This window comes from Micromonospora sp. S4605, assembly GCF_003176715.1.
Taxonomy (GTDB): Bacteria; Actinomycetota; Actinomycetes; order Mycobacteriales; family Micromonosporaceae; genus Micromonospora; species Micromonospora echinaurantiaca.
On record NZ_QGSW01000147.1, the window covers coordinates 1 to 13,965 of the forward strand.

Annotated in this window: 10 protein-coding genes; 5 read left to right on the top strand and 5 right to left on the bottom strand. The window is 72.6% G+C overall.

All coding sequences use genetic code 11. The features are described from left to right. The 4 genes from DLJ47_RS10455 to DLJ47_RS10470 form a co-directional block, all read right to left on the bottom strand. A partial coding sequence (locus tag DLJ47_RS10455; RefSeq protein ID WP_109899848.1) for a hypothetical protein occupies positions 1-1,081 on the bottom strand: 1,081 nt, incomplete at its 3' end. Further along, entirely contained in the window at positions 1,078-2,289 is a 1,212-nt protein-coding gene (locus DLJ47_RS10460) for a TadA family conjugal transfer-associated ATPase (protein WP_109899849.1), read from the bottom strand. The genes DLJ47_RS10455 and DLJ47_RS10460, both read right to left, overlap by 4 nt. Then, positions 2,286-3,389, bottom strand: coding sequence for a septum site-determining protein Ssd (gene ssd, locus DLJ47_RS10465; RefSeq protein ID WP_109899850.1), 1,104 nt, complete (start codon positions 3,387-3,389; stop codon positions 2,286-2,288). The genes DLJ47_RS10460 and ssd overlap by 4 nt, the downstream gene beginning before the upstream one ends. 211 nt (positions 3,390-3,600) lie before the next feature. After that, positions 3,601-4,461, bottom strand: a complete 861-nt coding sequence (locus DLJ47_RS10470; protein WP_199235776.1) for an MBL fold metallo-hydrolase — start codon at positions 4,459-4,461, stop codon at positions 3,601-3,603. On the opposite strand from DLJ47_RS10470, the gene DLJ47_RS10475 reads away from it, so the two are divergent. The 3 genes from DLJ47_RS10475 (at position 4,456) to DLJ47_RS10485 (ending at position 7,411) form a co-directional block, all read left to right on the top strand. Further along, positions 4,456-4,806: a winged helix-turn-helix transcriptional regulator gene (locus DLJ47_RS10475; RefSeq protein WP_109899852.1), complete on the top strand. Its 351-nt coding sequence runs from the start codon at positions 4,456-4,458 to the stop codon at positions 4,804-4,806. The genes DLJ47_RS10470 and DLJ47_RS10475 overlap by 6 nt on opposite strands. Before the next feature lie 151 nt (positions 4,807-4,957). Continuing rightward, positions 4,958-5,908 carry an NADP-dependent oxidoreductase gene (locus DLJ47_RS10480; RefSeq protein WP_199235777.1) on the top strand — a complete coding sequence of 317 codons (951 nt, stop codon included), beginning with the start codon at positions 4,958-4,960 and terminating at the stop codon, positions 5,906-5,908. Positions 5,909-6,607: 699 nt separating this feature from the next. Next, positions 6,608-7,411 (top strand): HAD family hydrolase, encoded by an 804-nt coding sequence (locus DLJ47_RS10485; protein WP_109899853.1) that lies wholly within the window; start codon positions 6,608-6,610, stop codon positions 7,409-7,411. A gap of 9 nt (positions 7,412-7,420) precedes the next feature. On the opposite strand, the gene DLJ47_RS10490 is transcribed toward DLJ47_RS10485, so the two are convergent. Next, a complete protein-coding gene (locus tag DLJ47_RS10490) occupies positions 7,421-8,167 on the bottom strand; it encodes an oxidoreductase (protein WP_109899854.1) in 747 nt (248 codons plus the stop codon). Positions 8,168-8,490: 323 nt separating this feature from the next. Here DLJ47_RS10490 and acs point away from each other — a divergent pair, with 323 nt between their 5' ends. Together acs and DLJ47_RS10500 are read left to right on the top strand one after the other, a co-directional pair. Further along, the gene (gene acs / locus DLJ47_RS10495; RefSeq protein WP_109899855.1) at positions 8,491-10,455 is read left to right on the top strand and encodes an acetate--CoA ligase; all 1,965 of its coding nucleotides are present in this window, start codon (positions 8,491-8,493) and stop codon (positions 10,453-10,455) included. A 266-nt stretch (positions 10,456-10,721) separates the two neighbouring features. Beyond that, positions 10,722-13,514, top strand: coding sequence for an immune inhibitor A domain-containing protein (locus DLJ47_RS10500; RefSeq protein ID WP_109899856.1), 2,793 nt, complete (start codon positions 10,722-10,724; stop codon positions 13,512-13,514). Positions 13,515-13,965 lie beyond the last annotated feature (451 nt).

Sequence of the window (13,965 nt, forward strand, 5' to 3'; positions counted from 1 at the left end):
GTCGGGACGGAAGCCGCTCGGCGCCGTCGATCACCGGCCAGCCGGCCGGGCCGTCGGCAGGCGGGCCGGCATCCGCGACGGGCATCACCTCCCCCGCCAGTGCCGAGCCGCCACCCGCGCCGGCGCGCAACGGTGCCCGTCCCGGCCCGGTGTTCGTCACCGGCAGACGTGGTGCGGGCGGTGCCGGACAGTCTCGTCCCACCGCCCTCCCGACGCGCACCGCCGCCCGGCCCGCCACGCCGGTGCTCCCCGGGTGGCTTGCTGCGCCGGTCCTCGTCGGGTCCGGGCTGGCGCTCGCCCAGACCGGAGCATCGGCGGTCGGACCGGCGGCGGCCAGCCCCAGGCGCTCGGCGGCCACCAGCACGGGCAGCCCCGCGCGCAGGTCGGCGGCGAGGCCGCAGAGCTGGTCCAGGCGCTTGCGACGGAGCCGGTCCGCCTGGCGCGCCGCCTGCCGCCGGACCAGGGCGCGGGCGCCGAGCCACCCGTACCCGGCGAGGGCCACCCCGGCCACCGGACCGCCGAGCAGCACGCCCGCTCCGGCACCAATCAGTGCGGCCAGGAGCAGGGCGCGCCTCGGCGCGGCGACGACCACCGCTTCGACGCGATGCCATCCGCCGCCGACGTGCCGGAGCGGGTTGGTGGAAGCCTCCGCCCGCTGTTCCACCGCTGTGGCGGTCGGCGGCCCGACCGGCCCGGCCGGCCCGGCCGGCCGGCGGGGATCCCGGCGACCGGGCGGACGCGGCGAGCCGATCGGACGCGTGGCCGCCGGAAGAGGTCCGGCGGCCGGCCTGGACTGCGCCGTGAGCGCGCCGGCCGGGCGGGCCAGCGCCGTTCGACGGGCCACATGCCGGGCGGGCAACGCCGGCGGCTGACGGCGCACCGGAATGCCGTCGTCGACCCCGCCGACCGGGCCACGCAGCTCCGCCACCCAGTCCAGCAGCGGATCGTCCGGCCGCACCGGTGGCGGGCGATCCGGGCTGATCGGAGCGCGGCGGCCGAGCCGGGACCGGCGGAGCAGCCCGGTCAGCAGCAGGGCACCCGTGGCCAGCAGCGCCACCAGCGTCCAGGAGCCGGCGCTCATGCCGGTCCCGCCGATCCGGGCCAGGGCTCGCAGAGGATCGGCGGCAGCGCGACGCCGCGCTCCCGCAGCAGCGCCCCGAGCGGTCGGGCGGCCAGGCCGAGCCCGCGTCCGCGTACCCAGGCGGGGACCGCGGTGACCAGCCGTTCCGGGCCCTCGGGGAGCAGCAGGCAGATCGACTCCAGCACCCGCTGACCGGACCTGCGCCGGACCTGGAGCAGCACCTGGAGCGCGGCGGCCACCTGGGCGTGCAGCGCGGCGCGGGGCAGGCCGCCGAGCAGGCCGAGCGCCTCCAGCCGGGCCGGTACGTCCGACGGCGCGTTGGCGTGCAGCGTCCCGGCGCCGCCGTCGTGGCCGGTGTTCAGGGCGCCGAGGAGGTCCACCACCTCCGCGCCCCGGCACTCACCGACCACCAGCCGGTCCGGTCGCATCCGCAGCGCCTGCCGGACCAGGTCGGTCAGCCCGACCGCTCCGGAGCCCTCCACGTTGGCCGTCCGAGCCTGGAGCCCCACCACGTGCGGGTGCACCGGATGCAGTTCGGCGGCGTCCTCCACCAGCACGATCCGCTCGGTCGCGGGCACCAGCCCGAGCAGTGTGTTCAGCAGGGTGGTCTTCCCCGACCCGGTGCCCCCGGTGACCAGATAGGCCAGCCGGGCCTCGACGACGGCGGCGAGCACCGGCGCCACCGGCCGCGGCACGGTGCCCTGGCGCACCAGTTCGTCGAGGGTGAACGGCCGCTGCCGGAAGGTCCGCAGCGACAGGTACGGCCCGTCGGTCGCCACCGGTGGCAGCACGGCGTGCAGCCGGGTGCCGTCGGCGAGCCGGGCGTCCGCGTACGGGGAACCGTCGTCCAGCCGCCGGCCGGCACCGGCGGTGAGCCGCTGGGCGAGCCGGCGTACGTCGTCGACCGAGCCCACCGGCACCGCTACCTGGTGCAGGCCCTGCCCCCGGTCGACCCAGACCCGGGTGCCGTTGACCAGCACGTCGGTCACCTCCGGGTCGGCCAGCAGCGGTGCGAGCGGACCGGCGCCGACCAGGTCGTCGCGCACCCGGTCGGCCATCCGCAGCACCGCGTTGTCGCCGAGGACGGCGGCGCCCGGCTCGGCCCGGACCGCGGAGACGATCGCCGCCGGAGTGACCGGGGCGGCCGTGGCCGCGATCCGCTGCCGGACCCGGGTGGCGAGGCTGTCGCCGTCGGCCGGCCCGGTCATGCCGCACCCGGCACGGGCACGCCGGTCACGTCGGCGACGATCCGCTGGCAGAGCGCGGCCAGCGGGCCACGGCCGGCGGCCGCCGGTGCCTCGCCCCGTTCAAGCCCTCGGCAGAGTCCCGGCTCCGGGCGCAGCGTGCCGGCCAGCGGCAGGCCAAGTGCCCGGGCCACCTCGGCCGCCCGGAGTCGACCCGGCGCCGGCCCCCGGACGATCACCGACAGATCGGCGCAGTGCGCGGCAGCGGCGGACACCACGCGGGCCGCGGCCGCGGTGGCCCGCAGTTCGGCGGGCACCACGACGAACACCTGGTCGGCCGACTGGAGCGCGGTCACCGCCGCGTCGTCCAGGTGGCGGGGAAGGTCGACGACCACGAAGTCGCGGCCACGCCGGGCGGCGTCCACGGTGGCCGCCATCGCCGGCACCGGGATGGTCAGCAGATCCCCCCGGTCCCAGGAGAGCACCACCAGGTCGCCCCGGCTGGGCAGCGACCGCACCAGCGCCGGAGCGTCGACCCGGCCGTCCGCGTCGGTGAGCGCCGGCCAGCGCAGTCCCTCCAGCTGCTCCCAACCGAGGACCAGGTCGAGCCCGCCGCCGAGCGGGTCGGCGTCCACCAGCAGGGTGCGCAGCCGGGCCCGGGCGGCGGTGACCGCCAGCCCGCCGGCGAGGATGCTCGCGCCGGCCCCGCCGCGCCCGCCCAGCACCGCGATGACCCGCGCCTCGCCGTTGCCGGCCCGATCGGGACCGCACTCGGCGAACCGGTCGACCAGCCACGGCTCGGCGGCGGGCAGGGTGGCGACGTGCTCGGCGCCGATCAGCTCGGCGACCTGCCAACCGGGGTCGAGCTCGCCGGACCGGCCCACCAGGACCAGCCGGGGCCGCTGCGGCAACCGCGCCCGCAGGCAGGGTTGCGCCTGGTCGCAGCCGACCAGCACCAGCGGCGCGGGGAGCCAGCGGGTCCGGGCGGCGACCGGGTCGGCGGCGAGTTCCACCTCGACGTCGCCCGCCGCGGCGAGCCGGAGCAGGTCGTCGAGGAGTTCACCGTCCGAGGTGACGACCAGCGGCAGGCGCCGCTGCGGTGAGACGGAGGTACGGGGTGGCATCGCGGCCTCCAACGGTCGGCGGGGTTGCTGTCCGCAGACCCTGCTCCCGTTCCACCCCCGCTCGCCGCCCCCGCACCGCCGCCTGTGGACGACGGGACGCCCTGTGGACAACGCCCACCGCATCAGTCGATCTGCTATGAAGCCGTTGCCGGACGCGTACGCCGCCGGCGCCACCGGGTCACGCCCGGCCCGGACGACCAACGCGTTCCGCTCAGCTCAGTCGAAAGGCGGCCGTCCCCCCAGGCGTGAGCGGCACGAGGCGGTCGGCGATGCCAGCCCGCGTGAACGCCGCCGCGACAGCGGCTGGCTCCTCGCCGAAGTGGTCCCACCCTTCGTGATGAACCACCATCACCGGGCAGTCACCCAGCCGCCCCGCCACCGCAACCAGATCCGCCGCGGTGAACGACAGCCCCGCCTCGCCGAACGCCGGCAGTCGGGCCGCGCCGCCGTGCAGGACGGCCAGGCCCACCGGGACCGCTGGAACGTCGTCGACCGCCACGGTGTCGCCCGAGACGTAGATCGACTCACGGACGCCGTCCGGCTGGACCAGGAAGCCCGTCACGGGGCCCAGCACGGACGACAGCCGGGGCGGCCCGTGCTGGGCGGAGACGCCGGTCACCGTGACGCTCCCCCCGACTCCCCGCACCGCACACCGCTCACCCGGTGCCAGCCCGACGGCCGCACCACCCAGCCGGGCGGCTGCGGCGGGCGTGGTGAGCACCATCGGTACCGTTCGCAGGAACTCGCGACCGGCGCCGTCCAGGTTGTCCGGATGCTGATCATGGCTGAGTAGCACCGCGTCGACGCGCCCCAACGCCGCCGCGGCGAGTGCCGGGCCGGCCACCTTCCCCAACCGCACCGGTCCCAGCGAGTAGCTGGATCCGGCCGGGTCGAACGTCGGATCGGTGAGCAGGCGCACCCCGCCCACCTCGATCAGTACCGTCGGTCCCCCGATCAACACCACCCTGCTGTCCATGTCACCGGCTCCTGTCTCCCTGGTCGCTGTCGGCCGGCGGCATACTCGCGCAGCGGGGTTGGTTTCTTTCAAGTAACCGGAGGAGCCGAGATGCACTGGATGTCGCCGGACCTCGTCGCCGGCGCGTGTCCGTTGTCGAGGACACTCGACATCATCGGCGGCAAATGGAACGCCATGATCATCCGAGAGCTGCTCGGCGGGCCACGGCGGTTCTCGCAGATCCGTACGGGAGTCGGCCCGATCAGCGCGAAGACGCTCACCGAGCGGCTGCGAACCCTGCGGGACTACGACATCCTCGACCGGACCACCGCCGGCGAACACGTCAGCTACGCGCTGACGCGGCGCGGACAGTCCCTGCGGCCCGTGCTGCTGGAACTGTGGCGGTGGGGACTCGCCGACCAGGAGAGCTGGAGCGAAGACGCCGACGAGCCAGGTCCCTGATCCAGCGCGCTCCTGCGCCAAAGGGGCAAGGATCACGGAAGTCCGCCAGCCGGCTGCCGAACCGCCAGACAATGCGGGAGTCAGACTGCGGTTCTCCCCAGGGGCGGCCGGCGGGCTGATCGACATGTGGTCGGGAAGGAGAAGCCGTCGGATGAGCACGATGCACGCCGTGAGAGCCCACACCAGGGGCGGGCCGGAGCAACTCGTGTACGAGGAGGCGCCGCGGCCCGAGCCGGGGCCGGGTGAGGTGTTGGTGGCCGTGAAGGCCGCTTCCATGACACCCCATGAGCTCACCTGGCCGGAAACCTGGACGCACAGCTCGGACGGGACCGGACCCGAGCGCACCCCGATCATCCCGTCGCACGAGTTCTCCGGAGTCGTCGCGGCGTCCGGCGCGGGGGTGGAGAGCCCCGCCGAGGGGGAGGCCGTCTACGGCTTGATCCCGTTCACCCGCGATGGCGCGGCCGCCGAGTACGTCGTCCTGCCCGCTGCCGTCCTGGCGGCCAAACCCGCCACCGTTGACCACGACCACGCCGCGGCGCTCCCACTCGCTGCCTTGAGTGCCTGGCAGGCACTGGTGGACCACGCCGATCTGCAGGCCGGCCAGCACGTCCTGGTGCAGGGCGGCGCCGGCGGCGTGGGGATCTTCGTGGTGCAGCTCGCGGCCGGTCTCGGTGCTCGCGTGAGCGCAACGGCGGCGGCGGCCGACCTGGAGTTCGTCAAGGGTCTGGGTGCCGAGCAGGTCATCGACTATGCGCACGACCGCTTCGAGGATCACGTCCGCGACGTGGACGTGGTCGTCGATCTCGTCGGAGGAGCGACGCAGTCGCGGTCCTGGTCGGTCCTGAAACCGGGCGGTGTCCTGGTCACCCTCGCCGCGCCTCCCGACGAGCAGGAAGCAGCCCGGCACGGCGTTCGGGGGGTGTACTTCATCGTCGAGCCCGACCAGAACACGTTGCGGTCCATCGCCGAGTTCGTCGACAGCGGCCGGTTGAGGCCGGTGCTGGACCGCGTGCTGCCCCTCACTGAGACGCGCTCCGGTTACGAGGCACTCGAGACGGCCAAACGCCGCGGCAAGATCGTCATCCACGTCGCTGACTAGTCATCACCGTCGGTGCCGCTGTTGGCACGTGTGGGCCCGCGCTGTTCGGTGACAGGGTCCGGTCGGCCCGTGCCGGGCGGCCGAGGCCGTGGGCGGGATGTGATTCCACGTTCTGAGACACGCCGACGCCGCCTGGCTGGTCACCGACGGCGTCCCCGTCACCCCGATGCAGCGGGTCATGGGCACGAGCAGGCGTCAACGACGTTGAATCGTTATACACACACTCCGGCTGACCATGCCGCTCGGATCTCGGATGCCTTCGCCTCGGCTGCTGACGATCTGCTGACGTCGGCGGTCGAGCCAGCAGGCAAGAACCTGCCCGACGGCCTGGCCCAGTGGTCGTGACCTGCGCCGCAGCACATACCCGGAAAGGGACGACCCCCGTCGGGGGGGGACGGGGGTCGTCGTGAGGTTCGGCTCCGGGGGGGTCGAGCCGAACCCACTCAGCGGTCACGGGGGGTGCAACCGCCGAGGGTCTGGGCGTTGTCCGAGATATGAGTTCTCGTCGTGCCGACAAGTCTGCCTGAGCGGACCTGCTCACGTCGAGTGGTGTCGCCTCCACTCCCTGCGAAATCCTGTTCGCAGAGTGTGACCGCCGTCACGATGCGCGGAGGTGGTGGGGCTGGCCCGTGGGTCTGAGGGGGCATCGGAACCCCGGGCACCCGCCGACCATAGACCATCGGGCTAGACTTTCGCGCCGTGGGCCGAAGTGCCGCTTTTTTCGATCTGGACAAGACCGTCATCGCCAAGTCGAGCGCCCTGGCGTTCGGACGGCCGTTCTACCGGGACGGCCTGATCACCCGGCGTGACGTGGTCAAGTCGGCGTACGCGCAGCTGATGTTCCGGCTGGGCGGCACCGACGAGCAGACCATGGCTCGGACCAGGGACTACCTCGCCACGCTCTGCAAGGGCTGGCCGGTGGAGCAGGTCCGCCAGATCGTCGCGGAGACACTGCACGAGCTGATCAACCCGTACGTGTACGCCGAGGCCGCCGCCCTCATCGAGGAGCACCAGGCGGCCGGCCGGGACGTCGTGCTGGTCTCCGCCTCCGGCGAGGAGATGGTCCGCCCGATCGGCGCGCTGCTCGGGGTCACCGACGTGATCGCCACCCGGATGGGCGTGGTGGACGGCCGCTACAGCGGCGAGGTGGAGTTCTACGCCGCCGGGCCGAGCAAGGTCGACGCGGTCAGCGAGCTGGCCACCGCGCGCGGGTACGACCTCGCCGACTCGTACGCCTACTCCGACTCGTACAGCGACCGTCCGCTGCTGGAGTGCGTGGGCCACCCGACGGTGGTCAACCCGGACCGGCAGCTGCGCAAGCTGGCGACGGAGAACTCCTGGCCGGTGCTGGAGTTCCGGCACCCGATCCCGCTGGGCCGGCGGCTGCGCGAGCGCCCCGCCGTGCCGGTCGCCGCGGCGGCACTCGGCGTCGGCGTCGGGGTGGCCATCGGCATCGCCTGGTACGGCCGGCACCGCCGCACCCGTACCGCTCCCGCCGCCTGACCGGCTCGCTCAGGCGGCGGCGAGGATCTCGTCGCCGATGGCGGTGAGCTGGTCAGCGCCGACCTCGACCGCCGTCATGTAGTGCCGCAGCCAGGAGCGGAGCCCGTCCGGGGTACCGGTGGCGAAGGCGCCGGCCGAGCCGACGTACTCGGGTTCCCGCTGCTGGTGGCCCACGTCGACGGCGAGCAGGCCGCGCGGGTCGAACCCGCTGGAGAGCAGCACCAGCCGGGCGGCTCCCCTGGCGACCAGCCCGGACGGTCCGGCGAACGGGCGCAGGTTCAGCAGTTCACCGTGCACGACGGCGGCCAGCACCAGCGGGGAGACCTTGGTGCCGCCAGCGGCCAGCCCGGCCAGCCCGTCCAGCCGGGTGGCCACCACCGGGTCGGCCACCGGGCGGCCCAGCTCGGCCTCGGCGACCACGTCCCGGGCGGCGAGCACGTGCAGCTTGGCCAGCGCCTGCCGGGGCGCCTTCGGCCACAGCTCGCTCAACCCGGGCAGCGCTCCGGCCACCCGCAGCGCGCCCTGCAGCACCGGCTCGGTGACCGTGCCGGCCCGGACGGCCTCCCGGTCGTGGGCGTACCCCTCGAGGGCCGCGCTGGCCACCGCGGAGCGGAGACTGACCTCGGCCGCGACCTGGCCGCCGTGCCGGCGCAGCGCGCGGTGCCGCAGCGCCTGGTCGAAGCGCTCGCGGGCCCGCTCGACGGCGGGGGCGATGTCGGCGAGCTCCAGCAGCGGGGCGAGCGGGTCGATGGTCACCCCGTCACGCTAGCGACCCGGCCGCGCGTCGCGGGCCGGACCCGACCCGAACGCGATCCCGACCACCACCGGCCCGGCGGCGAGCGAACCGGCACCCGCGGCGGGCGGCACCTCGAAGAGCCTCGACGCACCGCCGTGACCGGTCCGGATCACCGCACCCGGACCGGTCGAGGTTCGGCGGCGGGGCCGGCACCGCGCCGTCCGGCGCGCGTCGTGGGCCGCTCGGCGCGATCCGGCCGATGACCGGTCGCCGCCGCCCGGGGGCGCCGACTAACCTCTCCTGCAACGAGACGCAGGTCACCCGAGCGACGAGGGAGCACGGCATGAGCGAGGCATTGGCCAATCTGCTGAACGAGACGCGCCAGTTCCCGCCGCCGGCCGAACTCGCCGCCGACGCCAACGTCAAGGCGGACGCGTACGCCGAGGCGGAGGCCGACCGGCTGGCCTTCTGGGAGCGGCAGGCCGGGCGGCTGACCTGGGCGAAGCAGTGGGACCAGGTGCTGGACTGGTCGAACCCGCCGTTCGCGAAGTGGTTCGTCGGCGGCCAGCTCAACGTGGCGTACAACTGTCTGGACCGGCACGTCGAGGCGGGCCGGGGCGACAAGGTCGCCATCCACTGGGAGGGCGAGCCGGGCGACACCCGGACCATCACGTACGCCGAACTGCACCGGCTCACCTGCCAGGCGGCGAACGCGCTGACCGATCTCGGCGTCACGGCCGGCGACCGGGTGGCGATCTACCTGCCGATGATCCCGGAGGCGGCGGTCGCGATGCTGGCCTGCGCCCGGATCGGCGCCACGCACAGCGTGGTCTTCGGCGGCTTCTCGGCCGACGCGCTGACCAACCGGATCCAGGACGCCACCGCCAAGGTGGTGATCACGGCCGACGGCGGCTTCCGGCGGGGCAAGCCGTCGGCGCTGAAGCCGACCGTGGACGACGCGGTGGCCAAGTGCCCGTCGGTGGAGCACGTGCTGGTGGTGCGCCGCACCGGTGAGGACGTGGCCTGGTCCGAGAAGGACCACTGGTGGCACGAGACGGTGGAGACGGCCTCGCCGGAGCACGCCGCCCAGCCGTTCGACGCCGAGCACCCGCTGTTCATCCTCTACACCAGCGGCACCACCGCCCGCCCGAAGGGCATCCTGCACACCACCGGCGGCTACCTGACCCAGACGTCGTACACCACGCACGCGGTGTTCGACCTGAAGCCGGAGACCGACGTCTACTGGTGCACCGCCGACATCGGCTGGGTCACCGGCCACTCCTACATCGTCTACGGCCCGCTCTCCAACGGCGCCACCCAGGTGATGTACGAGGGCACCCCGGACACCCCGCACAAGGGCCGGTTCTGGGAGATCGTCGACAAGTACAAGGTGACCATCCTCTACACCGCGCCGACGCTGATCCGCACGATGATGAAGTGGGGCGAGGACATCCCCGCCGGCCACGACCTGTCGTCGCTGCGGCTGCTCGGCAGCGTCGGCGAGCCGATCAACCCGGAGGCGTGGATCTGGTACCGGCAGCACGTCGGCCGGGGCGTGCTGCCCGTCGTGGACACCTGGTGGCAGACCGAGACCGGGGCCATCATGATCTCCCCGCTGCCCGGGGTGACCGCCGCGAAGCCGGGCAGCGCGATGACGCCGCTGCCGGGCATCGTCGCCGACGTGGTGGACGACCAGGGCCAGTCGGTGCCCAACGGTGGCGGCGGTTACCTGGTGCTGCGCGAGCCGTGGCCGTCCATGCTGCGCACCATCTGGGGCGACGACGACCGGTTCATCGAGACGTACTGGTCGCGGTTCGACGGCATGTACTTCGCCGGGGACGGGGCGAAGAAGGACGACGACGGGCACATCTGGCTGCTCGGCCGGGTGGACGACGTGATGCTGGTGTCCGGCCACAACATTTCCACCACCGAGGTGGAGTCGGCGCTGGTCTCGCACCCGTCGGTGGCCGAGGCGGCGGTGGTCGGCGCGACCGACCCGACCACCGGGCAGGCGATCGTCGCGTTCGCCATCCCCCGCGGCAGCATCGACACCTCCGGCGACGCGGGCGAGCAACTCATCGCCGACCTGCGCAACCACGTGGCGAAGACGCTCGGCCCGATCGCCAAGCCGCGGCAGATCATGCTGGTGCCCGATCTGCCGAAGACCCGCTCCGGGAAGATCATGCGCCGGCTGCTCCGGGACGTCGCGGAGCACCGGTCGCTGGGCGACGTCACCACCCTCCAGGATTCCTCGGTGATGGAGCTGATCGCCTCCGGCATGGGCGCCGGCAAGTCCGACGAGGACTGAGCACAGGCGTACGCCAACCGAGGGTGGCGGTCCGGACGGACCGCCACCCTTGGTCATTTCTTACGGGTACGAACCGGACCGTCCTACCAGCGTCACATCGGTCGGTCGGTGGAGCGCGGAGAAGCTGAACGGACACAGGCGACGGCCGCCCCCTGTCGTTCGGAACCGTTCTGATTTAGGTTCACGCACGTCGGACGGTTTCGATGAACATCACTGTCAGTGAGGCCGGCCGACTCCCTCCTCCCATGCCCGAGAAATGGAGCGGCATGAACAGAAGATCGCAAGTCGGGCCGCGCCGACGCCTACTCGTCGCGCTGCCCGCCATCGCCCTCGCGGCCACGTCACTGACCGTGACGGGCAGCGCGGCAGCCGAGACGTCCGCCGCGCCGAAGGCGGTGATCGGGGCGGACGAGTTCTACATCAACTATGCCGAGCCGGAGGTGCAGCCGGACACCGCCGGCCGCGAGGTCAAGGGCAAGGAAGGCATCTACACCTCACCGGCCGACGAGGCGCGGGCGTTCGACCGCAAGTACGCTCGGGGCAACCCGGTCGCGGCCCGGGAACTGGCCCGGCTGGAGGCCAAGTCGATCAAGTCCGGGAAGAGCCCCCGCAAGATCAAGCAGGCGCCGAGCACCCAGACGGCGAAGCTGCTGACCCTGCTGGTGGAGTTCAACGACCAGGCCAACGACGACTTCACCGACGTCATGGTCCCGCGGACCGTGTTCGAGGACCGGACCTGCGTCCCGGGCACCGTGCAGAACGGCCCGAAGCACAACAACATCCCGAACCCGGCGACCCTGCCGCACAAGGACAACAACTCGTTCTGGGTGCCGGACTTCTCGCCGGAGCACTTCGACAAGATGCTCTACACCAAGACGGGCATCACCGAGCGGGTCCGCAAGGACCTGACGGGCCCGGACGGCAAGCCGGGTATCGACCTGCGCGGTCGCACCATGCACAACATGTACCTGGAGATGTCCAAGGGCGCGTACACGGTGGACGGGCAGGCCAGCCCGTGGATCACCGTGCCGCACTCGGAGGGCTGGTACGCGGCGTCGCGCTGCTTCCAGGACGAGGATGGCACCTGGGTCGCCGGGCGGCAGCAGGCGATGAACGGCCATCCGGACAACCCGCGAGGCGCGGGCCGACTGGCCACCGACGCGATCGACACTCTCGCGGCGATGGACCCGGACTTCCCCTGGGCCGACTACGACATCGAGGACCAGGGCGACCGCGACGGTGACGGCAACGTCTTCGAGCCGGACGGCGTGATCGACCACCTGGTGCTGGTGCACGCCGGCCAGGGCAAGTCGCGCGGCGGCGGCGCCGAGGGAATCTACGCGGTCTGGGCGCACTCCTCCTCGATCGCGGGCGGCTACACCATTCCCGGCACCAACCTGCAGGTGTCGAACTACATCGTGCAGCCGGAGGACGCCGGGGTCGGCGTCTTCGCCCACGAGTACGGCCACGACCTGGGCCTGCCGGACCTCTACGACACCAGCGGCAACGCCGACTCGGACGTGGACTTCTGGGACCTGATGGCCTCGGGCTCGCACTCCGGCGAGGTCTTCCAGGCGCTGCCCACGCACATGGGTCTGTGGGACAAGTGGGTGCTCGGCTGGGCGGACCCGCTCACCCTGGCCCCCGGCACCGACCCGCGCAGCGTCAAGCTCGGGCAGACCTCGCGCACCCCGGTCGGCACCCAGGACGGCATCAAGATCGACCTGCCGGACAAGGTGATCACGCTGGCCACGCCGCACAGCGGCGCGAACATGTGGTACTCCGGCGCGGACCAGGACTGGGCGGACGTCAAGATCGCCCGTCAGGTGGCGGTGCCGGCGGCTGCCGACGCGAAGTTCTGGATGTGGAACAACTACGTCATCGAGCAGGACTGGGACTACGGCTTCGTCGAGATCTCGACCGACGGCGGCGCCACCTGGGCCGAGCAGAAGGTCTACGACTCGACCGGCAAGCTCGTCACCACCGACGACGACTACGCCGACCCGAACGGGAACATGGCCGAGTACGGCGGTAAGAAGTACGGCCTCACCGGTGACAGCCACGGCTGGCGGCACGACTATGTCGACCTGTCGGCGTATGCCGGACAGACGGTGCAGTTGCGGCTGCGCCAGGCGACCGACGCGGCCTTCCTGGAGCGGGGCTGGTTCGCCGACGACTTCTCGGTGACCGGCGGTGGCGCCACCACCTGGAGCGACGACGTCGAGAGCGGCACCAACGGCTGGACCGCGACCGGCGGCACCTTCGTCGACACCAACGGCCCGGGCTGGCGGATCGACAGCGGCACCTCGGTGCAGGCGCACTACTACCTGGCCGAGTGGCGCAACTTCGACGGCTTCGACAAGGGCCTGAAGTACACCTACGACACGGTCTACTCGCGCGACGCGTGGAAGGTCGACCGGGTCTCGTACAACGCGCCGGGCATGCTGGTCTGGTACCGGGACACCGCGCTGGGCGACGTCAACCACGTCACCGCGCAGATGACCGCGCTGCCCAGCTACGGAGCCAAGGGCGGCCTGCTGATCGTCGACTCGCACTTCGACCCGTTCCGGCGGACGGGCGAGGCGGCGGTCAAGGACCCGTCGGTGCTGGACAACCTGCCCAGCCGTCCGCAGTCGGCGAACGCGGCGTTCTCGCTGAAGCCGACGTACCCGTTCAAGGAGTGCCTGGAGGCGGCGGACGAGCCGTACAGCGAGTACTGCACCACGTTCGGGTCGCAGCCGGCGGTGAAGGGCTTCACCGACGCCAAGGGCTGGTACCCGGGCATCGAGATCCGCGACGGTGCGGCGTACGCCCGGGACAGCGACGCCTCGGTGGTGCTGCCCTCGCGGGACAGCGCGCAGTACACCACCCGGGTGACCCACCCGGACGGCACGCCGGCGCCGGAGTACTACGGCCAGACCCTGGGCGGTGGCGTCATCGTCCTGGGCACCGGCAACCCCGGTGACCTGGGCGTGAACTACGGCGTCTCGATCGTCATCAAGAAGGCCGCGAAGGACAACTCGTACGCCATCGTGTACGTCACGCCGGCGGGGAGCTGACCCGAACGGTCCCGGCGACGGGGCATCAGGGGGCCCGCCCGGAGCGCATGCTCCGGGCGGGCCCCCGCTCGTCCGGGCCGGTGGCCTGGCCGTTCTCCCCCGGCCCGGCCGTTGCGGCACCGCCGGTTGTGACACTTTGCCGGCTGGCGGCGCTCTCCTCATGGGACTTTATAACCACCGTCACTCTGGGTGATCGTGGCCAAACCGTAACGTGAACGCCGGCTATCCTGGCGCGCGCTTTGGCCCGCATTTTTCCGGACATGTCGCCCGGCGATCGTCGCCTCAGGCGTCAATTGACCCGTGACAACGGGCTACTCCTCTGTAAGAGCCTGGTAAATAAGGGTTTCAGGTGTTCTGGTGGCGGGCGAGGCGGCGGGCCATGACGATGACCATGGCCCACTGGACCATCGCGGCGTGGTGGGCGGGCAGCCGTTCGTAATCGCGGACGGTG